Origin of the sequence: Nocardia wallacei, from assembly GCF_014466955.1 — a bacterium.
Taxonomy (GTDB): Bacteria; Actinomycetota; Actinomycetes; order Mycobacteriales; family Mycobacteriaceae; genus Nocardia; species Nocardia wallacei.
On the sequence record NZ_AP023396.1, the window covers coordinates 6402835 to 6423625 of the forward strand.

Consider the following 20791-nt stretch of genomic DNA (forward strand, 5'->3'; position numbering starts at 1 on the left):
CCGCATGCCTCCCTACATCCTGCCCGGCACCGAGGTCGGGCCGCGCCGTGCCCGCGTCCTCGGCGCCTGCGCCGTGCTGCTGGCCCTGGTCCTCGTCGTCGGCTGGCGCGTGCAGCCCGAGCGCCGCCCGGCGGACGAGATCCGGGTCGCGCTGCTCACCGGCCATGTGGGCGAGGGGATCGAACCGGGCACCGACGTGCGGCTCGACGGCGTGCGCGTCGGGTCGGTCATCTCGATCGACACCGCGGCGCCGGGCCGCCAGCGCGTCGAACTGGGTTTGCTGCGGTCGCAGCTGTTCGGGCTGTCCGACGCGCTGACCGTCGACTACGCACCCGGCAATCTGTTCGGAATCAGTGCGGTGCAACTACATTCGCGCGGCGGCGGGCAGCTGCTGGCCGACGGCTCCACGATCGACCTGACCGGGCGCAACGCCGACCGGGTGCAGGATGCCACGCTCTCGGCGCTGCTGCGCTCGACCGGGCAGCTCACCAACGACGTCCTCACCCCGCAGCTGTCCGACCTGCTGCACAAGACCTCACAGGACCTCACGGCCTTCACCCCGCTGCTGCAGGCGCTGGGCACGACCATCCGTTCGTACACCGAGACGCAGCGGTTGCCACCGTCGCTGCTGTTCGACCGGTACGGCTCGGTGCTGACCGGTTTGCCGCCCATGCTGACCGGTGCGATCACCCTGCTCTACGGCGACCTGACCAACGCCTACCTGGCGAATCCGGACAACCTGACCCGTTACGGCGACCTGTGGACCAACGTGCAGAACCTGCTGCTGCCCGCGGCCACCCGAACGCTCGGCACCGCGCGGGGCTACTTCGGTGAGCTGCTGCCCATCGCCCCGCTGATTCTCGATCGGCTCTCGTCCTCGGTGAGCACGCCGGAACGTTCGGCGGGACAGCTCAGCGAGCTGCTCGACCGGCTCGACGCCGCGTTCCACGATTCACCGACGGGTCCGGTGTTGCACGCCGGGGTCGAATTGGACTCGGTCCCAGGGCTTTCCGCGCCACTGTCGGCCACGGTCGGCGGGGGGCACCCGTGACGACCCGATCGCTGCTACTCCGCCTCGCCGTGGCCGCGGTGCTCACGATCGTCGTGCTACTCGGCGTGCTGCGGGTGATCGAACGTCCGGTCCGGGGCGACACCGACACCTACACGGCGATGTTCACCGACGCCAACGGCTTGCGCACCGGGGACGATGTGCGCCTCTACGGCGTCCAGGTCGGCAAGGTCCGCGATGTCGAGTTGGCCGGCGCCCTCGCACGAGTGCGCTTCACCGTGACCCGCGATCATCCGCTGTTCGACGGCGGCAAGCTCGCCATCCGGTATCAGAACCTCACCGGTTTCCGCTATCTGGAGATCCAGCAGCCCGACCGGCCCGAGCGCCGCCGCGATCCGAAGGCCGTCTTCGAGACCGCCGACACCATCCCGGCCTTCGACATCACCACGCTGTTCAAGGGTTTGCAGCCGGTGCTGGCCGAGCTGTCGCCCGCCGAGATCAATCAATTCGCGACCAGCATGCTCGCGGTCATCCAGGGCGACGGCACGGGCCTGGGCCCGGCGCTGGACGCGGTCGACAAGCTGAGCCGCCACGTCTCCGACCGCCAGGCGGTGGTGTCGACGCTGGTGTCGAACCTCGCCACGATCTCCGATCACCTCGGCGGCAGGTCGGGAAACACCATGGAGCTCATGGCGAATCTGACGAATCTGTTCGTCAACATCACCGACAAACTCCCGGGGCTGGTCCAGTTCTCCCGCACCATACCGCCGATCCTGAAACCGCTGCGGAGCACGCTGGCCACCCTGGGTGTGAGCGGTGACCGCGGTCAGGACCTGGATGCCTTGCTGCAGCACGCGATTCCCGATCCGCACGAGGCCGCGGTGGTGTTCGGGCGGCTGCCCGGCCTGCTCCAGACCATGGCGGCGGCCGTCCCGCCCAGCGGCCCCGACGCCGCGCTCACCTGTTCGCACGGCACCGCCGCGGCCCCCGCGCCACTGCAGCTGCTCATCTCCGGACAGAGGATCACGCTATGCAACAGATGAGGGGCCGAGCGCGTTTCGCCGCCCTGCGCGCCGCGCTCCGGGGCCGCGGCGGTGATGCTCGCGGTTCCGAGCTCCGCTGGGGCATAGCCGGTGTGATCGCCGTCGTGCTGCTGGTCATCGCGATCGGCGCGGTCTACGTCACCGGCACCACCCCCGAGAAGGAGTATTCCGCCGAGCTGGCGCAGGCCGGGTCGATCCGGACCGGCGACGATGTCCGGGTCGCGGGGATTCCGGTCGGCAAGGTGAAATCGCTGACGCTGCTGCCGGATCGGGTGCGGATGACGTTCACGGTCGACGACAAGGTGTTCGTCGGGGATCAGACCACGCTCGGCATCCGCATGCTGACCGTCGTCGGCGGCTACTACCTGGCCGTGCAGCCCGCGGGCACCCGGCCGCTGGGCTCGGCGACCATTCCGCGCGAGCGAGTCACGTTGCCGTACAACCTCACTCAGGTATTCCAGGATGCCGTGCGGCCGGTCCAGGAGATCGACGGCAACGTGCTGCGCGAAACCCTCTCGTCGCTGTCCACCGCGGTCGACGGCGGCCCGGATTCGTTCCGCGCCGCGCTCCGGGCGGTCGGCGACCTGACCGCGATCATGAACCGGCAGCACGCCGACATCTCGCGCACGCTCGCGCTGGCCGACGAGTATCTGACGGCGCTGCGCCAGAACTCCGACGTGCTGGTGCGCCTGATCTACGCGCTGGCGGGCATGGAGGACGTCATCCGTAACAACAAGACCGAGATCTCGGAGGCGCTGGCCGATCTGGGCACTGTCCTGCACGGCCTCACCCCCTTGGGCCGCGCCTGGGACACGAAGCTGAAGGAGCGGGCCCAGCCGCTCGCCGACGAGGCGATCCCGAAGCTGCGAGAACTCGGCTCGCGGCTCGGCACACTGCTCGACGCGGTGCGCGATCTGGAACAGCGGCTGCTGCCCCTGCTGCCGGGTGGCGGCGGCGTGACGGTCGATCAGTCCGCGGCGACGATCTCGCTGCCCAGCGTCTGCGTTCCCGTCCCGGGCGGAGGTTGCTGATGCTCGCGAAGATTCTCGGCTCCCGGGGCCTGATGTCGGCGGCGGTGGTGATCGTCCTCGTCGTGGCGGCCGCGACCGCCCTGCAACTGTCCCGATCCGGCCCCGGTACCCGCGCCTACTGCGCCGAGATGCCCGACAGCATCGGCCTGTACGAGGGCAGCGCCGTCACCGTGATGGGCGTGCAGGTCGGCGAGGTCACCGATATCCGGCCCGACGGCGGGCGGACCCGTGTCGGCTTCACCGTGCGGTCCGATCGCAAGCTTCCCCCCGATGTCGGTGCGGTGACCGTGAGCGAGAATCTGATCGCCGACCGGAATTTGGCGCTGATCGGCGCCGAACCCGCCGGTCCCGGTTGGGATCCCGGCACCTGCATCACCAGATCCCTGACACCCAAGAGTCTTTCGGAAACCTTCGACGCCCTCGCGGGGCTCGCCGACAAGCTCAACGGCGCGGGAGATCCCGCCCAGCACAACGCTTTCGGCGCCGGGCTCGACGCGGTCGATCGTGCGACCGCGGGCACCGGGGACGAAATCAACGCCGTGATCCAGCAACTCGGCGAAGCGCTCGCCGCGCCGGACGCGGCCATCGGGCACATCGGGCAGTTGCTCGACGCCCTCAGCGAACTCGCGCACCGCGCCAACGGCGGGTGGGCACAGGTGAAGGACACGGTCATCCGGCTGCCGCAGGCCTTCCACGACATCAATACCCTCGCCTTCCCGCCGGTCGTGGAGATCGTCGCGGCGCTCGCCGACGTGCTCCCACAGCTCAACGATGTGTTCATGATGTTCGGTACCCCCGCGGTACGGGCGCTCGACGCCACTCCCGGGCTGCCGCGGCTGCTCGCGGCCGGAGTCGGCTCGCTCACCGAGCTCATCCGCATGGCACCGGCCATCGCGACGGGGTTCGCCGGCGCCGTGGACCCGGTCAGCGGCCGCCTGACGCTCGGCTACGCGCCGCCGAAACTCGCACTGCCGCACCAGGATGCCGATCGGGTCTGCACCGCCGTGCAGGCTGTCACCGGACAGCGGTGTGCGGCGGCGGAGAACGGCACGGTCGCCGTGCCCGCCCTGCCCCTGCTGCTGGCGGGGGTGAGTGCCCGATGAAACGACTGGTCACCCGGGCGGCGGTCGGTCTCGCGCTGGTGCTCACCGCCGCCGGATGCGACGTCCAGCCCGCCGACATCCCGGTGCCGGGGGTCGGCGTCGACGGACCGACCTACCCCCTGCGCATCGAATTCGCCGATGTGCTCAATCTGCCGCAGGGCGCCAAGGTCATCGCGAACGGCGTCCGAGTGGGACAGCTGCGCGCGGTCACCGTCGTGGATCCGGACCCGGGCCGGAGCAAGGGGTATGTGGTGGCCGACGTCGACATCCGAGATTCGGTGCGGCTGCCGCGCGGCACCACCGCCGAACTGCGCCAGGAGACTCCGCTCGGCGACGTGCACATCGCGCTCACCGAACCGGCCGTACCGGCGGCGGACCGGCTACGGCCGGGCGCGACGATCCCGCTCGCCGATACCACCCAGTCACCGCCCATCGAGGACATCCTGGCCGGATTGTCGACCTTCGTCGGCAGCGGCGCGGTGTCCGACGTGCAGGACATCGTCCGCAAGATGAACGGCATCATGCCGAAGGACCCCAGCGATACCACCCGGATCGCGGGCACGCTCGGTGCCGACCTCACCGATCTGGGCGCCGATCTGGATTCCGTCGACCACGTTCTGGACGGCCTGCAGGCCACCGTGACCGACGGATTGGGCGCCAACACACCGTATTTCGACGAACTGCTGACCCCCTATGGTGTCCGGCAGACCACCGCGTCGGTGAATGCCCAGATCGGCGTCATCCTCGTGCTGACCGCGCTGGGCCCGATCGGGCCCGCCTCCGCCTGGCTGGGCCCGCTGCTGCGGTCGGTCGACGGCACCGCCCGCGCCGTGGTGCCCATGCTGTTCGGCAACCACCCCTTCGATACCGGTTCGCCGTCGAATTCGAAGAAGCTGGTCGACCTGATCAACAACAAGATCGTTCCCTTCGCCGACCACGGACCGAAGGTCGACCTGGTGGAGCTGAACCCGCGGGAGCGGACCGGCCGCATCGTCGACAGCCTGCGCATGATCGGAGTGGTGCGATGAATGCGCGTGCGGCCGTGTCCCTTTCGGCGATCGGCGCGGTGCTGATCCTCGGCATCACCTATATGACCGTCGGTGTGCTGCACCTGGATCCGCGCCGATCGCACATCACGGCCGAGATGCGGCTCGCCGATTCGGGCGGTCTCGGCCCGAACGCCCCGGTGCTGCTGCGCGGGGTGCAGGTCGGTCTCACCAAGGAGGTGCGCAAACAGGCCGCCGGTGTGCTCGTGCGGCTCGAGATCGACGACCGGTACCGGATTCCGGTCGCCAGCGATGTCGTCATCGAACAGTTGTCCGCGCTCGGCGAGCCCTACATCGAGTTCGAGCCCGCCGACGGCAGCGGGCCGTACCTGCGGAACGGCCAACTCGTGCCGACCGACCGGATCCGCACGCCGATGACCATCACAGCGCTGTCGGCACGGCTGGTCGAACTCATGAACCAGATTCATCCCGAGGTGATGGGCCGCCTGGTCGACACCTTCGGTCGCGCGCTGTCGGGCACGGACACGACCGTGCGGACCCTGCAGCGGTCGACCACGCTGCTGGCCACCACCCTGCTCAGCCGCACGCCCGCCATCCGCCGGCTGTTCAGCGACATTCAGGCGATGGGCGGCGACATCGACTGGCTCGGGCCGTCACTCGCCGCGGCGGGTCCGGAATTCGGCGACTTCGGCCGCTACCTGAACCGGATCGTGGAACAGGGGTCGGGGCTGGTCGATGCCCGACCGACGTCGGTGTACTTCACCGGCGACGGAGTGGTGTCCTTCCTCGACACCACGACGGCGCTGCTGGACAAGATCGGCCCGAGCCTCGCCCCGCTGGGCCCGGTCCTGCAGCCGGTGGTCGCCGACGCGGTCCGCCGCACGCCGCACATCGATATCAGCACATTGATCGATCAGGCGCTGTCCGCCGTCGACACCGACGGGACAGTGCGTTTCCGAATCAGCGTGAAATAGGAACAGAGCATGACCACTGCGACAGACCAGGAACCCACCCGCACGGCGCCGGAGCACAAGCCCGAACCGGCCGCCCCGCAACCACGCACCGTCTCCATCCGGCTGTCGACGGTGCTGCTCGCCGCGGCGATCGCCGGACTTCTCATCGCCACAACGGTTTTCGCGGGACTCTACTGGTCGGCACGGTCGACCCTCGCCGACCGCGACGCCCGCGCCGCCGACGATCGGCACGCCGAGCAGATCGCCACCGACTACGCCGTCGGCGCGTCCACCATCGACTTCCACGACGTCAAGAGCTGGATCACCCGCCTGCAGGCCGGGACCACGCCGCAGCTCTCCGCGAAATTCGACGCCACCGCACCGCAATTGGAGCAGATCCTGCTGCCCCTGCAGTGGACCTCGAAGGCGACGCCGCTGTCGGCGGCGGTCACCTCCGAATCCGGCGGCATCTACAAGGTCAACGCCTACCTCAACGTGAACTCGACCAGTGCGCAGACGCCCGACGGCGCGCAGACCACCGTCACCTATTCGCTCACCATCGACCGCAACGCGGGCTGGAAGATCACCGACGTCGGCGGGCTGCAGAACGCGTTGCCGACCAAGTAGCCGCGATCCTCATCGGGTGTCCGCGAGATGCCTTCGGAGGAAATGGCGTTGGTGCTCGACCGCCGCGGCGAAGCACGGCCGGTCCGGGAAGAGGTCGAAGTGGTCGCCGGGGTAGTGCCGGACCTCCGCGCGCGCCTTGAACGCCACCTTCGCCGCGGCGTGCGGCGGCGCCACCCGATCGAAATCGGCGATCTGCACCAGCACGGGAGCCGAGATACGCCCGGCGTGCCTACCGACCCGGTAGCCGCCGAGCTCCAAGGCGACCGCGGCGTCCACCTCGTTGCGCCAGGTCGGACCCGCCAGGGCGAGATAGCTCTCCCGGTAGCCCGCGGCGGTCAGCGCGGCGCGGTCCCCGGGGCGGCCGACCAGCGGCATGGTCACCGGCTCGCGGCCCAGCCGGGCGGACAGCGCGCTGCGCACGGCGGTGACCGTGGAACCGGCGATCGCCTTGGCTCCCAATTCTTTCCAGGCCAGCACGCCCGCCGCCGGGCCGGAGACCAGCGGGACCATCGCGATCACCGCGCACACGTCGGGCCGGTCCGCGGCCAGGGTCAGCGCGTGTCCGCCCGACATCGACACACCCCACAGCACCACGCGCCCGGGGTCGACGCCCGGCTGCCGCCCGGCCGCCTCGATCGCGGCGCGGTAGTCCGCCAGTTGCGCCGCCATCGACACCCGCTGGCGCGGCTGTCCGCCCGAGGCGCCGAAACCCCGGTAGTCGAAGGCGAAGACGGCCAGCCCCAGATCGCGCAGCGCGTGTGCGAACGGCGCCAGACCGGAGTCCTTGGTGCCGCCGAAGCCGTGCGCCATCACCACCACGGGACAGCGCCCGGACCGCTCCAGCGGACCACCCGCACCGGGATCGAAAAACCAAGCGTCGCACAGTATTCCGTTCGAATCGAATCGGATCTGCCGATGGTTCGCGGTCACCGGCCCGCCTCCTGTTCCACCGGCGCCTCCCCCGCCCGCGACCAGCGTGGCGGTCCCGCGCTCGCGGCCCGGCGGGCGCCCTCGGGCAGCTCGCGCACCCGCATGTCGTGTTCGTAGAGGAAGTAGTCGACCTGCTGAGTGTGCCGTGGGCGGTCGAGCATGTGCCCGGTGTAGCGCTGCTGGTCGGTCACGATCACCCGCCGCATCTCGGCCTCCGCGGGCAACCGGTAGCGACCGACGGCGTAGGCGCCGACGAGCCGGGCCTGGCATTCCACGAACGGGAACAGTGTCGGCGTCGCCTGCGCGAATCCGGCGAACACCAGATCCTCGATACCGGGCAGGAACATGCGCTTGTACAGGTCGATCCGGTTGTCCGGCGCGCTGATGAACTCCGGGTCGAAGAACGGGAAGGTGATGTTGTAGCCGGTGGCGTAGATGATCACGTCGAACTCGTCGCTGCTGCCGTCGCGGAAGTGCACGGTGCGGCCGTCGAGGCGGGCGATGTCGGGTTTGGGGAGCACGTCGCCGGAGCCCAGCCGCAGCGGCAGCTCCACCGATTGGGTCGGATGTGCCTCGAAGAACTTGTGATTGGGCGTCGGCAGGCCGTAGTTCTCCGGACGCCCCGCCGTCAGCGGCTGGCCCCACTGGGCCACCTTGCGCTGCCACGACGCCGGGATGTACGGGAAGGTGCGGAAATACTTGTCGGCCGGACGACCGGCGATGTACTTCGGCACGATCCACGCGCCCGAGCGGGTCGACAAGGTGAGCCGGTTGCCCAGCGCCTTCGACGACAGTTCCACCGCGATGTCGGCCGCGCTGTTGCCCAGCCCGACCACCAGGATTCGCTGATCCCGGAAGTCCAGCGGGGTGCGGGGATCGATGTAGTGGTGCGCGTGCAGCGTCTCGCCGGTGAACTCGCCCGGGAAGTCGGGGTAGCGCGGATCCCAGTGGTGCCCGTTGGCCACCACCAGCAGATCGAATCGCCGCGCCGCGCCGCGCTCGGTCTCGAGTTCCCAGCCGCCGCCGGGTAGCCGCCGCGCCGCGGTGACGCCGTTGCCGAACTCGATGGCCGCCGCGAGATCGAAAGCGGCGCAATAGTCGTCGAGATACCGCTTGATCTGTGTGTGGTGCGGGAAGTCCGGATAGTCCGCGGGCATCGGAAAGTCGCGGAACGACAGCTGATGCTTGGACGTGTCGATGTGCAGCGATCGGTAGGCGCTGCTGTGGCCGTTGGGATTGCCGAACGCCCAGTTGCCGCCGACCCGGTCGGACGATTCGAAGCAGACGTAGGGCACGCCGTAGTCGGCGAGCATCTTGCCTGCCGTCAGCCCGCTGATGCCGGCGCCGATGACGGCCGTCCGCGGTAGATACATCGTCGATCCCTTCGGAGCGGGTAGACAGATTGAAAAACATGTCTACTGGTGGACAGAATCTCAGATATGTCCACTGCTTGCTATGGTTTTCGCGGAACCGAGTGGCAATGGACCTTCGATCGAGAGCGGGGCGCGTGACCGAGGCACCGACCAGGCAGGTGGTGGACCGGCTGCTCGACGCCGCCCAGACCTTGCTGGCGCGCAAGGGCATTCGCGCCACCACCGTCATCGAGGTCGCCGAGGAGGCGGGCGTGTCGCGGGCCTGGCTGTACCGGCACTTCCCGGATAAGTCGGCGCTGCTGGGCGCGGCGATCGTCCGGCTCAACGACTCCTTCTGGAGCGACGCGCGCACTCAGCTCGACACCCTCGAGACCTTCACCGAGCAACTCGTGGCGGGCGTGCGCATCGGCCGCCACGCCTACGAGGACCCGGGCGCGCTGCCCCTGCGGCTGCGCGTGACCGAGCCGGAGGAGTTCGCCGCCTGCGCGGGCGCCGGTGTGTCGGGGCTGGTCCCGGATCTCGCGGCGTTCTGGCTGCCCTATGTCGAGGCAGCGGTCGGCCGGGGTGAGATCCATCGCGGTCACGACCCGCGCGAGGTGGCCGAGTGGGTGGCGCGGGTGCTGATCAGTGTGGGCACCATGCCCGGCGAGACGATCGACGCGGACGACCCCGCCGCCGTGCTGGGTCACGTGCGCCGCTTCGTCATGCCCGGCCTGCGCGCCGATCCCGGACACTGATTCGTTCAGCGCAACCCGCCCGGTAGGAGGTCGTCGATCGCGGCGGCGCTGCGGGTGAGCATGGTGTGGAACATCCGATCGCCACGTTCGGTGGATTGCGCGGCGCCGCAACCGAATACGATGATCAGCGGGGCCTGGATCAGCTGGGTGGCGTAGTCGTGCCAGCACTGCTCGAGCGAGTAGTCCGCGACGCCGTACCGCAGCAGCGCGCTGTGGTAGTCCGCGACGATCGCGCGTTCGTGCGCCCGGCGGTCCGCGGTGGGCAGGCTGGTCGCGAGGAGAAAGGCGATGTCGCGCAACGGTTGTCCGGGGGTGATGGTCTGCCAGTCGATGATCGTCACCGACCCGTCGGGGCCGAACATCACATTGTCCACGCGCAGATCGCCATGCAGCAGCGCGAAGTGGCGCACCGGGGTGACCAGCCAGTCACCCGCCGTGGCCACGAGCCAATCGAGGGCCGCGCGGTCCAGTGTGCCGAGCCGGTCGGCGAAGCGGTCGCGGAAGGTGTCGGTCATCGGGGCGAGCACGGAGTCCATCAGCTCGCGGTCCGACTGGGTCGGCAGCGCCAGGCCCGGTTCGGCGAGCAGCGTGTCGTCGCACCACCGCGGCCCGTGCAGTCCCGCCGCCGCCACCGCGACGGCCCGTGCCTGCTCGACGCCACACCCCGCGATCTGATCGCCCTGGACGGCTGGCGCGAGATCGTCCAGCAGCAGCACGAATTCGGCCCCCGAGTCCGACATCGCCGAGCCGTGGCAGCGCGGCAGCGGCACCCGCACCGTGGCGGCGAGGTGACGGTAGAACCGCACCTCGTTGCGGAACGCGCCACTGCCGAAGCTGCGCTGGTCGGCCGAACCGGTGGCGAGTTTGGCGACCATACGGGACGGGAGCGCGGTGTCGCCGAAGTAGCGCAACGTCAGCCGGTAGCTGCCCGCCATCTGGCCGGAGCCCACCGGCGCCGACTCGACGCCCTCGACGGTCACCTCGTGACCGTGCGCCCGCAGCAGTGCGGTCAGCCACTCCGGCGTGAGTCCGGCTGCGCTGGTGGGGATGTCGATCGGCATGATCACCTCACTGCGGCGGCGGCAGCGCCGGGGTTCACGGGCGGGCGGCGGGCGACCGGGCGGCGGGTCCGGTAGGCGGCCACCACCGGAGCGAGTTCGGCGGGCGTGGCGCCGTGCAGGATCACCGAGTCGACGCCGAGGGTGAACTGCCGGACCACAACCGCGGCGCAGTCGGTGGCGGATCCGGTGGCGCAGTCGCGCACCCAGGCGTCCGGTATCACCGCGGCCAGTTCGCGCAGTTCGGCCGGTGTCGCGGTGGCGTCGATCGCGCCGCGCGCCCCGGCGAACGCGGCACTGGCGCGGACGCGGTCCAGATCGCTTGCCCGCCAACGGTTCGCGCGCAGCAGCGCGTCCGGGTACCCCTGCAGATAGGTGGCGAGCCGACCGTAGAGGCGGCGCAGCCGCTCCGTCTCGGCGTGCCGCTCGTCGACCGTCGCCAGCACCGACCAGATCCGCACCGACGCCGGATCGCGCCCCGCGCGTTCGGCCGCCGCGCGCACGATACCGACCGCCGCCGCGGTCGCCTCGTCGCCGAGAAAGGTGTGCAGGACCACCGCGTCGGCCATCCGACCGGCGAGCGCCAATGTGCGAGAACCCATGGTGGCCAACAGGATCGGCGGCGGAGTCGCCAGGGTGACGCCCAGATGCAGGGCCGGGTACGCACCGATCAGCCCGTCGTGCCCGACCACCGTCTCACCCCGCCACAGACGGCGCAGCAGGTCCGCGAATTCGGCGAGCTGCGCGCCGGTCACCGTGGGCAGGCCGAGCACCTGCCACTGAGCGGCGATCCCGCGCCCCAGACCGAGCGCGAAACGGCCGCCGGTCAATTCGGCGAGCGTCGCCCCCATCGTCGCCGTCACCAGCGGATGCCGAGTGTGGTGATTGGTCGCGGCGGTGGCGACCCCGAGCCGGGGCGCGGCCACCGCGAGCGCCCCCGACAGCACGGCGGCGTCCTTGACGTTGAAGCGCTCGGACACGAACGCCGCCCCCAGCCCGATCCGTTCCGCCTCGGCCGCCTCCGCGACGAGTTCGGCGGGCCGCACCGGATGCCGCGACAGCGTGTAGTACCCCAGCTCGGTGAGCAACTCGGGCCCGGAATCGTGCTCCGCCATGGCTATCGGGCCACCACATCGATCATGGCCACAATCTAGAACGAGTTCCAAGGCTCGGTATACAGATTGGGAAAATTGTCTACTGCGTAACGTAGCCCGCATGAGCGAACGTGTGGTGATCGTCGGCGCGGACGCGGCCGGGATGGCGGCGGCGGCGCAGGCCCGCAGGCTGCGCACGGCGAGCGAGCTGGAGATCGTGGTGTTCGAGCGCGGGCACTTCACCTCCTACTCGGCGTGCGGCATTCCGTACTGGGTCGGCGGCGACGTGGCCGACCGCGACGATCTGATCGCCCGCACGCCCGAGGAGCACCGGGCTCGCGAGATCGACCTGCGGCTGCGGACCGAGGTGCGCGAGATCGACGTGCCCGGCCGCCGCGTCCGGACACACGATCTCGAGACCGGCGGCGAAAGCTGGACGGACTACGACAAACTCGTGCTCGCCACCGGCGCGAGCCCCAGCCGGCCCCCGCTGCCCGGCGTCGACGCCGCCGGAGTGCACGGCGTGCAGACCCTCGACGACGGCCAGGCCCTCATCGACACCCTCGACTCCACCCCGGGCCGCCTCGCGGTGGTGGTGGGCGCCGGGTACATCGGCGTCGAGATGTCGGAGGCGCTGATCAACCGCGGCTATCAGGTGACGATGATCAATCGCGGTGCCGAGCCCATGTCCACCCTCGATCCCGACATGGGCGTGCTGATCGGAAAAGCCATGCGGGGATTGGGTATTCAGGTCGTCGGCAACGCCGAGGTCACCGCCATCCGCACCGACGCGCGGGGCCGGGTCCGCGCGGCCGCGACCGCCGACGCCGAATATCCCGCGGACGTGGTCGTGCTCGGCCTCGGCGTCCGCCCGGCCACCGAACTCGCCCGCGCCGCGGGGCTGCCCCTGGGCGCGTCCGGAGGTCTGCTCACCGACCTGGCCATGCGGGTGCGCGGCCACGAGAACATCTGGGCCGGTGGGGACTGCGTGGAAGTACTGGATCTGGTTTCCGGCGCACAACGGCACATCCCGCTCGGCACGCACGCCAACAAGCACGGCCAGATCATCGGCGCGGGTGTCGGTGGCGACTACGCCACGTTCCCCGGCGTGGTGGGCACCGCCGTCAGCAAGGTCTGCGACCTGGAGGTCGCGCGCACCGGCTTGCGGGAGAAGGACGCGCGCGCGGCCGGATTGCAGTACGTCACCGTGGTCATCGAATCCACCAGCCGCGCGGGCTATTTCCCCGGCGCGGCGCCCATGACGGTGAAGATGCTCGCCGAGCGCCGCAGCGGCCGACTGCTCGGCGTGCAGATCGTCGGCCGGGAAGGTGCGGCGAAACGCATCGATATCGCCGCCGTGGCCCTGACCGCCCGGATGACCGTGGAACAGCTGACCGCCCTCGATCTCGGCTACGCCCCACCGTTCTCGCCGGTGTGGGATCCGGTACTGGTGGCCGCGCGCAAGGCCGTGTCCGCGGTGCGGAAGGACGCGATTCCGATACCGTGAGCATACTTCTGGCAATCACAGGGAGGGATGTTCATGACGCACGGTACGAACCCCGCGGCGGACCCCCGGCCACCCGGAGACGTCATCGTCGGGGTGGATGGTTCCAGGGCCTCGGACAGCGCCGTGCGGTGGGCGGCCCGCACCGCCGCCGAACGCGGAAGGCTACTGCGGATCCTGCACGGCCTCGGCCTCACGACGGCCGGGCTCCTGCTGGGGTCGGATCGGCTCGGGGCCGCCGACGCCCTCGACAAGCTGCGGCGCAAAGCCGACGAGTGCGTCGCCGGCGCGGTCGCGCTGGCTCGAGAAACCGCCCCTGAGCTGGATATCGATACCGAGGTATCCGACCTCGGCCCGGCCCGGCTGCTGATCGAGCAATCCCGGTCGGCCCATCTGGTGGTGCTCGGCGTCTCCGGCGTCGGCGGCGCGCTGACCCGGCTCGGTTCCACGCTCACGGCCGTCGTGGCGCACGGGCACGGCGCGATCGTGGTCGTGCGCGGCGCCGACGAGCAGGACCCGGACCTGTCGGCGCGGCCGGTGGTGGTCGGCGTCGACGGAAACCCGGCCGGGCAGGCCGCGACGCGCGTCGCCTTCGCCGAGGCCGACGCCCTGGGCGTACCGCTGGTGGCCGTGCACACCTGGAGCGATCTTCCGGTCGGCGGGTTGCCGGGCGCCGCACCGGAACTCGACCCGATGACCGAGGCCGAGGCGCAGCGCACCCTCCAGGAGCAGCTGGCCCGCTGCCAGGAGCAGTATCCGGACGTCGTGATCGTCCGCAAGGTCTACCTCTCCGGCCCGCGCGATCGCCTGATCGGGTGGTCGCGCTCGGCGCAGCTACTGGTGGTCGGCAGTCGCGGCCGCGGCGGATTCCGCGGCCTGCTCCTCGGCTCGACCAGCCAAACCCTGGTCCAGCAATCACACTGCCCCGTCATGGTGGTACACCAGCGCTGACCCCCAGCAACCAGTACCCCACCCCGGTGGCACATCAGCGCCAACGCAGAGCGACCAGGTCACCGGCGCTAACGCACCAGCACTCGCCCAGAGCGACAAGGACCAACCGGTGGTGGTGCGGCAGCACTCACCCCGCGCGGCAAGGGCCAAGCGGTGGCCGCGCAGCAGCACTCACCCAGACCGACAAGAGCCAACCGGTGGTAGCGCAGCAGCACGCACCCAGAGCGACAAGAGCCGACCGGCGGTAGAGCAGCGGCACTCACGCAGAGCGACAAGGGCCAAGCGGTGGTGGTGCAGCGGCACTCACACGCGGAGCGGCAAGGGCCAAAGCGGTGGGGTGCGGCAGCACTGACGCGGGGGGCGAGGTATCTGCGGGCGGTGGTGACCGGCGCTGACGCGGCGTTACCAGGTGCCCGTCAGGTCGTAGGTGGTCAGGATGGCGTCGAGGGGTGGGTTGACCGCGGGTGGCAGTACCTCGACGCCGGGGTCGGCGACGGGGATGAGTCCCTTGGTCGCGCGGCCACTTCTGGTGCGGCGCAACCAGATCGCCCAGCAGCTCCATTCGCTGCCGTGCCGGGAGCCGTACATGATGCCGTGGGCGAGGCTGTCGTCGTCGAGGGTGATCGGCCACAGCCGGGTGGCGATCGCGGTGGTGAGAGCGCGGTCGCGGCCGCGCAATTCCGCGACGCTGACCTCGGTGATGCCGCGTTCGATCAGACTCGGCGGCGGATACTTGGCGATCGCCGACAGGCTCGACGCCGCCTCGATGTCGATGAACCACCCCATGGTCGGCAGGGTGAGCCGATACAGCCGGTACTCGCTCAACCACGTCAGGTCGATCTCGCGTGGCGCGCGGAAGCCGGCGTTCTCCCATTCCTCCCGGATCAGGGAGTCCAATTCGTCACCGGGACGGACATCGTCGAAATAGGTCGACGCGGCGACGGGCAGGCGCGGCTTGAGCGGTGCGAGCAGTTCGCCGTAGGCGCCCTCCTCGGTACCGGCGGCGTAGACGGTCTTCTGCCCGGCGACGTCGTACCGATTCCAGGCCGCCGGGGAACCCTCGCCGGGCAGCCCGCGCAGCAGCGGATTGAGCGGTCCGTAGGACGGTTTCGCGAGCCGGTACACCTCGCGGCTGGCCGAGGGAACGAGCACCAAGCCCGTCTTCGAACAGGTCCGCCGGGCACTGGAGCGCCTGACGTCCCTCATAGACACGAAGAATTCCCCTCACACCGCCGGCTCGGATCCGCATGCGAGAGTAGAGCTTAGTGGAGGGGACGACCTCGGGGCTATTCAGTTGTCGCCGGAGCCATCGACGAAAGCGACTGCGGCAGCGATCACTTCGGGATAACGGCCCTCGCGGATGGCCACCGCCGGCGACTCCTCGCCCAACCGGGGGTTGGCGCCGATGAACCACGACCGCGCCACATCCTCGCTCTCGGAAGTGGCCAGCAGTATCCAACAGCGGTGCGCGACCTGCAGCCGCGCCAGCGCCGCGTCGCGCGGCCGGGGGCCGTCGGCGTGCGCCCACTTGTGCGGCAGCTTGCGGTCGCGCACACCGGCGACCAGGGCCACCAGCGTGGGACCGAGGTGCTGAACCAGCTGACGAGCCAGCTCGGAGGGCCGCAGCCGGGCCGTCTCCACGTGACTGGTGATCGCTCCGTTGGGGACTGCCATGACGGTCACCACCTCGCTGCACTGAATACGGATCCGCCGGACCTGGTCAGCCTAGCCAGAATGCCACCCAGATGCAACCGCTGTGCTACCGTAACGCCCGCCTAAAATCTCACCTCCCCTCGTCGAACGGCTGTTTCTCCATGTGGCGATGGCTCCGCAGCGAGCAGACACCGGCCCACTCCACCGGCCTGCACAGCCCACAGTCACCCCCGGCGGACGCCGATCCGCTCGGTGTCAGCGTGCACTACCTGCATCTTTTCCGGGACGAGTACGAACGATCGCGGTTCGTGGTGAAGACCCGCGCCAAGCACGTCGTGGTGTGGACGGCTGTGGCCAACGGCCTCATCGCCGTGCTCGGCACCGCCATCGCCGTGTACGACGCGCCGTGGCTCGGCCTGTTCAGTACCGGCCTCGCCGCCTCGATCGGTGTCATCACCGCCTGGGACGGCCTGTACCGGCACCGCGAGATGTGGGTGCAGCGCAGCGTGATCCTCGGTCAGTTGCAGACCCTGCTGCGCACCACCGAACTGCGGCAGGCCGTCGGCGAGGACCGCAACCTGCTCGCCCGCGAGACCATGCGGGAACTGAACGAGATTCTCGAGGAGGACCTCGAGGCCTGGACCTCGCTGCGCCGCACCCAGGCAGCCATCCGCGAACGCGGCGACGACCCCGCGGATCCGCCGCCACGCTGACGCTCCCGGCCGTCAGGCCGTCGCTGCTCCGGACTCGCCCGGATAGCGCCGCAGGTGCTCGGTCCGTAGCGCGCGCACCCGATCGCCGATCGGCGGATGACTGCCGAACCAGCGCGACCGCACGGCGAGCAGGCCGGTGCGCGCCGGATACTCCCGCTGCCATCGGCCCAGGGCCGCGGCGAGATCACGACCGTACCCGTGCTCCGCGGCGAACCGGTCGGCCGCGAACTCCGCCCGGCGGGACCGCGCCGCGGCGGTGCACGGTTCGACGAGAAGCAGTACGGACAGCGCCAGGGCGACCGGTCGCCCCGCCGGGGCGGCCACTCCCAGGAACAGCGCCCCGCACAGGACCGGGGCGAGTGCGAACCGGATCGCTATCGCGGCGGGACCGAACACCTCCAACGGCCGCCCGGCCGCGGCGGCGAGTCGTTTCACCACCGTCACCGGGATCGCGCTCCAGGCGGCGAGCAATCGCAGGCGCTGGTCGCCACCCACGTGATGGCCCAGTTCATGGGCGAGAACGGCTTCCAGCGCGCGTGGCCGCAGCGACCCGATCGCCCAGCTGGTGACCGCGACGATGCGGGTCGGCGCGGCGTAGGCGTTCGGCAGCCCGGATTGCTGCACCCACAGGGAATACGGCCACCCGTCCAGGCCCGGTGCCCGAGTGACGTTTTCCCATGCGGCAGTGAGGATTTCCACCTCGTCGCCGACCGGCTTGCGGAACCCGAGGACGGCGGCCCACGACTGCCGGTTCGGCGAGAACCACGCCGCGTCGAACAGCACGACCCCGGCGAACAGCCAGCTCCCGACGAGCACCGCCGCCACCCACGGGCCGCCGCACCGCTCGGCGACGAACACGATCAGCACACCCGCTACCGTCGTGGGCGCCGCGGTTGCCCACCGCCACATCGCATTTCACCCCCCGATCCGGGCCGGAGCCGAAGTCTACGGCACGAAGACCTCGGCCGCGGCCGGGATGTTCGGCTTGTCGGTCCGGAAGGTGAGCTGGACCCGGCCGGGCCCGGTGTCCGCGACCAGGATCGCCGCGGTCGAGCGCTGACCGGCCGGGACGAAGCGGCTCACGCTACCCGCCGCGCCGGAGTCGAGATTGCGCCAGTCGAGGACGGCCGTCACGTCGCAGGCCAGCAGCTGCGGACCCCATTCGCCGACCGGCGAGAAGCCCTGCGTGATCCGCAGGACCACAGCGTGTTCCGCGCCCGGCGCCTCGGAGTACTGGTAGAGCGGGCCGTCGAAGGCGGTGCCGCCGGCGTTGATCAGTCCGGCGCACACGCCGTTTCCGAGGGTGAATACCGGACTGAGCCGGAAATCGTTCTTGGCACAGGTGCGCGGCCCGACATTCGACCAGCCGAGCTGACACGGCTCCCCCGCGTCGGCCATGACGGGCGCGGCCACGGCCGCTCCCGCACCGAGGAATGTGGCGACCGCGGCAACCGAAACCATTCGTTTCATCGTCGAAACTCCCTAGTCTGGAAACTCCCGTTCGGAAAAGTAGTGCGATCCTAGCGATACCGACCGGTCACGGGTTGTGCCAGCGGGGAATTCGGCCCTCGCGCAGCGCGGCGAGTCCTTCGACGGGGTCGCGGTGGGCGATCAGCTTGTCCAGCAGCGGGGCGGGCTCACCGATGGCGGCGAGCGGGTCGGCGGTCCGGTCGGCGTGCGCCAGGAACGCCAGCGCGGCCCGGATGGCGACGGGTGAGCGCGCGGCGATCTCGGCGGCCAGCTGCCGGGCCACGGTCCGGGCCTTGCCGATCGGGGCCGTGCGCGCCACCAGTCCGGCGGCGACGGCCTCGGCCGCATCGATGCGGCGGCCGGTGACGATCATGTCGTGCGCGAGCGCCCGGCCGACGACCCGGGGCAGGCGCACCAGCACGCCGGGGCCCGGGGCCTGCCCGATTCCGGTGTCGGGCAGGGCGAACGAGGCCGCCTCGTCGGCGACCACGAGGTGGCAGGCGAGCACGAGCTCCAGTCCGCCGCTGTCCGCGCGGCCGTTGACCGCCGCGATCACCGGCTTCGCGGACTCCCGGGCCGACAGTCCGCCGAACCCGCTGCGCGGTTGCGCCAGCAGCTGCAGCGGCGATATCACCTCGCTCAGATCTGTTCCGGTGCAGAATGTTTCGTCACCCGCACCGCTGAGCACCGCGACCCACAGGTCGTCGTCGTGCTGGAACGCGGTGAAGATCTCGTCGAGTTCGCGCTGCGCCCGCGCGTTCAGCGCGTTGCCCGCCTCGGGACGGTCGATCATCACCTCGAGCACATGCTCCGAGCGCGTGACGACGACGTGGGTGTACGACTCGCGCAGCGCGGGCACCCGCGGGCCCAGGTGCGCGTCCAGCAGCTCCCGCGTGGACGCGACCCGGTTGCCGTCGGCGGTCGACCGGACGAAGACCTGCCCGCCGATCGGCTCGGTGTCGCCGGTCAGCGCATCTATCAGCGCCGTGTCCTGTTCGAGCACGTTGGCGAGGAACCGGCTGCCGTCGTCCAGCCTGCCCACCACGATGGCGACGGCCGAGCCGTCGCGCTCGAATCGCACGGCGCAGCTCTCCACCGTCGCCCGGCCGTCGGCGTGATACACCGGCCGCACGCCCGGCGCCGCGTCCAGTTCGGCCCGCGCCACGGCCGTGCGCTCGGAACGCCAGGCGGTGGGCGTCGTCGTGTAGACGCCCACCGAATGCTTGCTGAGGATTCCGCCGTTGGCGGCCACGAGCCCGTAGCTGCCGGGCCGATCGCGCACGCGCGCAACCATTTCCGCGATGGCGTGGGTGGTGTAGTTGTTGCCGGGTCCGCCGAAGTACGGCAGGCCGCCGGTGACCGTCAGGCCCCGCGGATCGTCCGGCGCCAGCCCCAGGCCGTCGCAGAGATTGAACACCGCGATCGGGAAGCAGCTGTACAGGTCCAGCACCGACACCTGATCGAGTTCGATCCCGGCCAGGTCCAGCGCGCAGCGGACGGCGGCCACGGCCGCGGGACTGCGGCTCAGGTCCGGTCGCTCGAGCAAGGCCCGCTCGGTCAGGTCGGCGTGCCCGGGCATGAACACCATGCGCGACTGCGCGATACCGAGCCGCCGCGCCGCCGCCAGCGACACGATCAGCACCGCGGCGGCCTGATTCACCTGTTCGCGGGCGACCAGCAGCCGGGTGTAGGCGTCGGTGATGCGGCGATTGCGCTCGTCCACCGCGATCAGTTCCGCGGCGTCGCGCACGCTGGGCGCCGCCGCGTGCGGGTTATCGGCGGCGACCGCACTGAATCGGCCGAACAGCTCGCCCATGGCCCGCGCGTACTCCCGTGGCGAGCTGCCCAGGCGCGCCCGGCGGGCGTTCTCCAGCACGGTGTAGGACACCGCCGGCTCCACCATCCGGTGCAGCACACCTTGGGAGGGGGTCATCCCCTCGATCCCGTAGCCGCGGTCCTCCAGCGAACCGCCTACGCGCTCGGTGAAATCGGGCCGCTCCGTGACAGGGCGGGTCGCGAGGTCGCGGACCGTGGAGATGGCCTCCGCGCCGAACACCACGGCGACCGCGGAGTTGCCCGCGGCGATCTCCCCGCACAACTCGGTGACCAGTTGCTGCGGCGTCTGCCCGCCGGTCGGTCCGAGGATCGCGCGGCGTGGCCGCGCGCCGATGCGTGCGGCCACGGCTCGCGGCACATTGTCCGGCGCGCCCAGAGCGGCGCGGGCGAACGCGCTCGAGTCGTCGAAAGCGCGGATCGCGGCGATCGTATCCAGTTCCGCGACAAGCCTTTCCGCGTCGCCGCCGGTGTCGGCCACCGCGGCGCGCACCGCCGCGGCCGCCAGCTCGGCGGCGGACAATCCGCGATAACCCGGCTCGCCGAGGCGCTCGGAGATCTGACCGACGCCGACGATGACCGGTGTGTGCGGCGGCAAGCCCGCATCCGACCCCATGGAAGACACCTCACTGGACACTCGTCCGAATGTAGTAGGAGAGCCGGACCCGGACAACGGACCGACCTCGGAACAACCGCTGCCAG

General features: G+C 70.5%; 20 protein-coding genes. 11 read left to right on the top strand and 9 right to left on the bottom strand.

The window, feature by feature from the left end; translation table 11 throughout:
* Positions 1 to 4: 4 nt before the first annotated feature.
* Genes NWFMUON74_RS28425 through NWFMUON74_RS28455 form a run of 7 tightly spaced genes read left to right on the top strand, consistent with a single transcriptional unit; the run spans position 5 to position 6773 of the window.
* Positions 5 to 1051, top strand: a complete 1047-nt coding sequence (locus NWFMUON74_RS28425; protein WP_187684814.1) for an MlaD family protein — start codon at positions 5 to 7, stop codon at positions 1049 to 1051.
* On the top strand, positions 1048 to 2052 hold the full coding sequence (locus NWFMUON74_RS28430; RefSeq protein WP_187684815.1) for an MlaD family protein: 1005 nt from the start codon (positions 1048 to 1050) through the stop codon (positions 2050 to 2052). The genes NWFMUON74_RS28425 and NWFMUON74_RS28430 overlap by 4 nt, the downstream gene beginning before the upstream one ends.
* A complete protein-coding gene (locus NWFMUON74_RS28435; RefSeq protein ID WP_232110651.1) occupies positions 2040 to 3083 on the top strand; it encodes an MCE family protein in 1044 nt (347 codons plus the stop codon). Before NWFMUON74_RS28430 ends, NWFMUON74_RS28435 begins: the two co-directional genes overlap by 13 nt.
* A complete protein-coding gene (locus NWFMUON74_RS28440) occupies positions 3083 to 4186 on the top strand; it encodes an MlaD family protein (RefSeq protein WP_187684816.1) in 1104 nt (367 codons plus the stop codon). Before NWFMUON74_RS28435 ends, NWFMUON74_RS28440 begins: the two co-directional genes overlap by 1 nt.
* Positions 4183 to 5214 (top strand): MlaD family protein, encoded by a 1032-nt coding sequence (locus tag NWFMUON74_RS28445; protein WP_187684817.1) that lies wholly within the window; start codon positions 4183 to 4185, stop codon positions 5212 to 5214. Before NWFMUON74_RS28440 ends, NWFMUON74_RS28445 begins: the two co-directional genes overlap by 4 nt.
* Complete coding sequence (locus NWFMUON74_RS28450; RefSeq protein WP_187684818.1) at positions 5211 to 6167, top strand: MlaD family protein; 957 nt, start codon at positions 5211 to 5213, stop codon at positions 6165 to 6167. Before NWFMUON74_RS28445 ends, NWFMUON74_RS28450 begins: the two co-directional genes overlap by 4 nt.
* A 9-nt stretch (positions 6168 to 6176) precedes the next feature.
* Positions 6177 to 6773, top strand: coding sequence for a hypothetical protein (locus tag NWFMUON74_RS28455; protein ID WP_232110652.1), 597 nt, complete (start codon positions 6177 to 6179; stop codon positions 6771 to 6773).
* Positions 6774 to 6782: 9 nt separating this feature from the next.
* On the opposite strand, the gene NWFMUON74_RS28460 is transcribed toward NWFMUON74_RS28455, so the two are convergent.
* Together NWFMUON74_RS28460 and NWFMUON74_RS28465 are read right to left on the bottom strand one after the other, a co-directional pair.
* On the bottom strand, positions 6783 to 7703 hold the full coding sequence (locus NWFMUON74_RS28460; RefSeq protein ID WP_187684819.1) for an alpha/beta hydrolase: 921 nt from the start codon (positions 7701 to 7703) through the stop codon (positions 6783 to 6785).
* A complete protein-coding gene (locus NWFMUON74_RS28465; protein ID WP_187684820.1) occupies positions 7700 to 9076 on the bottom strand; it encodes a flavin-containing monooxygenase in 1377 nt (458 codons plus the stop codon). The genes NWFMUON74_RS28460 and NWFMUON74_RS28465 overlap by 4 nt, the downstream gene beginning before the upstream one ends.
* 134 nt (positions 9077 to 9210) lie before the next feature.
* On the opposite strand from NWFMUON74_RS28465, the gene NWFMUON74_RS28470 reads away from it, so the two are divergent.
* Entirely contained in the window at positions 9211 to 9813 is a 603-nt protein-coding gene (locus NWFMUON74_RS28470) for a TetR/AcrR family transcriptional regulator (RefSeq protein WP_232110653.1), read from the top strand.
* A gap of 5 nt (positions 9814 to 9818) precedes the next feature.
* Here the strand turns inward: NWFMUON74_RS28470 and NWFMUON74_RS28475 are convergent, their stop codons facing one another.
* Positions 9819 to 10874, bottom strand: a complete 1056-nt coding sequence (locus tag NWFMUON74_RS28475) for a phosphotransferase family protein (protein ID WP_187684822.1) — start codon at positions 10872 to 10874, stop codon at positions 9819 to 9821.
* Positions 10875 to 10876: 2 nt separating this feature from the next.
* Complete coding sequence (locus NWFMUON74_RS28480) at positions 10877 to 11986, bottom strand: TIGR03857 family LLM class F420-dependent oxidoreductase (RefSeq protein WP_187684823.1); 1110 nt, start codon at positions 11984 to 11986, stop codon at positions 10877 to 10879.
* 100 nt (positions 11987 to 12086) lie between these two features.
* Here NWFMUON74_RS28480 and NWFMUON74_RS28485 point away from each other — a divergent pair, with 100 nt between their 5' ends.
* Entirely contained in the window at positions 12087 to 13472 is a 1386-nt protein-coding gene (locus NWFMUON74_RS28485; protein ID WP_187684824.1) for an FAD-dependent oxidoreductase, read from the top strand.
* A 33-nt stretch (positions 13473 to 13505) separates the two neighbouring features.
* Positions 13506 to 14420: a universal stress protein gene (locus NWFMUON74_RS28490; protein ID WP_187684825.1), complete on the top strand. Its 915-nt coding sequence runs from the start codon at positions 13506 to 13508 to the stop codon at positions 14418 to 14420.
* A 402-nt stretch (positions 14421 to 14822) separates the two neighbouring features.
* On the opposite strand, the gene NWFMUON74_RS28495 is transcribed toward NWFMUON74_RS28490, so the two are convergent.
* Positions 14823 to 15626 carry an RES domain-containing protein gene (locus tag NWFMUON74_RS28495; protein ID WP_187684826.1) on the bottom strand — a complete coding sequence of 268 codons (804 nt, stop codon included), beginning with the start codon at positions 15624 to 15626 and terminating at the stop codon, positions 14823 to 14825.
* Between the two features lie 84 nt (positions 15627 to 15710).
* The gene (locus tag NWFMUON74_RS28500) at positions 15711 to 16094 is read right to left on the bottom strand and encodes a hypothetical protein (RefSeq protein ID WP_187684827.1); all 384 of its coding nucleotides are present in this window, start codon (positions 16092 to 16094) and stop codon (positions 15711 to 15713) included.
* A 140-nt stretch (positions 16095 to 16234) separates the two neighbouring features.
* On the opposite strand from NWFMUON74_RS28500, the gene NWFMUON74_RS28505 reads away from it, so the two are divergent.
* Positions 16235 to 16786: an SLATT domain-containing protein gene (locus tag NWFMUON74_RS28505; protein WP_187684828.1), complete on the top strand. Its 552-nt coding sequence runs from the start codon at positions 16235 to 16237 to the stop codon at positions 16784 to 16786.
* Between the two features lie 12 nt (positions 16787 to 16798).
* Here NWFMUON74_RS28505 and NWFMUON74_RS28510 read toward each other — a convergent pair whose 3' ends face one another.
* From NWFMUON74_RS28510 to NWFMUON74_RS28520, 3 genes are all read right to left on the bottom strand, one after another.
* Positions 16799 to 17695 carry a M48 family metalloprotease gene (locus NWFMUON74_RS28510; protein ID WP_187684829.1) on the bottom strand — a complete coding sequence of 299 codons (897 nt, stop codon included), beginning with the start codon at positions 17693 to 17695 and terminating at the stop codon, positions 16799 to 16801.
* Positions 17696 to 17731: 36 nt separating this feature from the next.
* Complete coding sequence (locus NWFMUON74_RS28515) at positions 17732 to 18256, bottom strand: hypothetical protein (RefSeq protein WP_232110654.1); 525 nt, start codon at positions 18254 to 18256, stop codon at positions 17732 to 17734.
* Between the two features lie 67 nt (positions 18257 to 18323).
* Complete coding sequence (locus NWFMUON74_RS28520; RefSeq protein WP_187684830.1) at positions 18324 to 20705, bottom strand: acetyl-CoA acetyltransferase; 2382 nt, start codon at positions 20703 to 20705, stop codon at positions 18324 to 18326.
* Between the last annotated feature and the right edge of the window lie 86 nt (positions 20706 to 20791).

Coding starts and splice junctions, on each gene's coding strand:
- NWFMUON74_RS28435 (WP_232110651.1), top strand. CDS start 2,040: ATGCAACAGATGAGGGGCCGAGCGCGTTTCGCCGCCCTGCGCGCCGCG.
- NWFMUON74_RS28425 (WP_187684814.1), top strand. CDS start 5: ATGCCTCCCTACATCCTGCCCGGCACCGAGGTCGGGCCGCGCCGTGCC.
- NWFMUON74_RS28455 (WP_232110652.1), top strand. CDS start 6,177: ATGACCACTGCGACAGACCAGGAACCCACCCGCACGGCGCCGGAGCAC.
- NWFMUON74_RS28440 (WP_187684816.1), top strand. CDS start 3,083: ATGCTCGCGAAGATTCTCGGCTCCCGGGGCCTGATGTCGGCGGCGGTG.
- NWFMUON74_RS28445 (WP_187684817.1), top strand. CDS start 4,183: ATGAAACGACTGGTCACCCGGGCGGCGGTCGGTCTCGCGCTGGTGCTC.
- NWFMUON74_RS28520 (WP_187684830.1), bottom strand. CDS start 20,705: ATGGGGTCGGATGCGGGCTTGCCGCCGCACACACCGGTCATCGTCGGC.
- NWFMUON74_RS28495 (WP_187684826.1), bottom strand. CDS start 15,626: ATGAGGGACGTCAGGCGCTCCAGTGCCCGGCGGACCTGTTCGAAGACG.
- NWFMUON74_RS28450 (WP_187684818.1), top strand. CDS start 5,211: ATGAATGCGCGTGCGGCCGTGTCCCTTTCGGCGATCGGCGCGGTGCTG.
- NWFMUON74_RS28465 (WP_187684820.1), bottom strand. CDS start 9,076: ATGTATCTACCGCGGACGGCCGTCATCGGCGCCGGCATCAGCGGGCTG.
- NWFMUON74_RS28475 (WP_187684822.1), bottom strand. CDS start 10,874: ATGCCGATCGACATCCCCACCAGCGCAGCCGGACTCACGCCGGAGTGG.
- NWFMUON74_RS28490 (WP_187684825.1), top strand. CDS start 13,506: ATGACGCACGGTACGAACCCCGCGGCGGACCCCCGGCCACCCGGAGAC.
- NWFMUON74_RS28505 (WP_187684828.1), top strand. CDS start 16,235: ATGTGGCGATGGCTCCGCAGCGAGCAGACACCGGCCCACTCCACCGGC.
- NWFMUON74_RS28515 (WP_232110654.1), bottom strand. CDS start 18,256: ATGAAACGAATGGTTTCGGTTGCCGCGGTCGCCACATTCCTCGGTGCG.
- NWFMUON74_RS28500 (WP_187684827.1), bottom strand. CDS start 16,094: ATGGCAGTCCCCAACGGAGCGATCACCAGTCACGTGGAGACGGCCCGG.
- NWFMUON74_RS28510 (WP_187684829.1), bottom strand. CDS start 17,695: ATGTGGCGGTGGGCAACCGCGGCGCCCACGACGGTAGCGGGTGTGCTG.
- NWFMUON74_RS28480 (WP_187684823.1), bottom strand. CDS start 11,986: ATGGCGGAGCACGATTCCGGGCCCGAGTTGCTCACCGAGCTGGGGTAC.
- NWFMUON74_RS28485 (WP_187684824.1), top strand. CDS start 12,087: ATGAGCGAACGTGTGGTGATCGTCGGCGCGGACGCGGCCGGGATGGCG.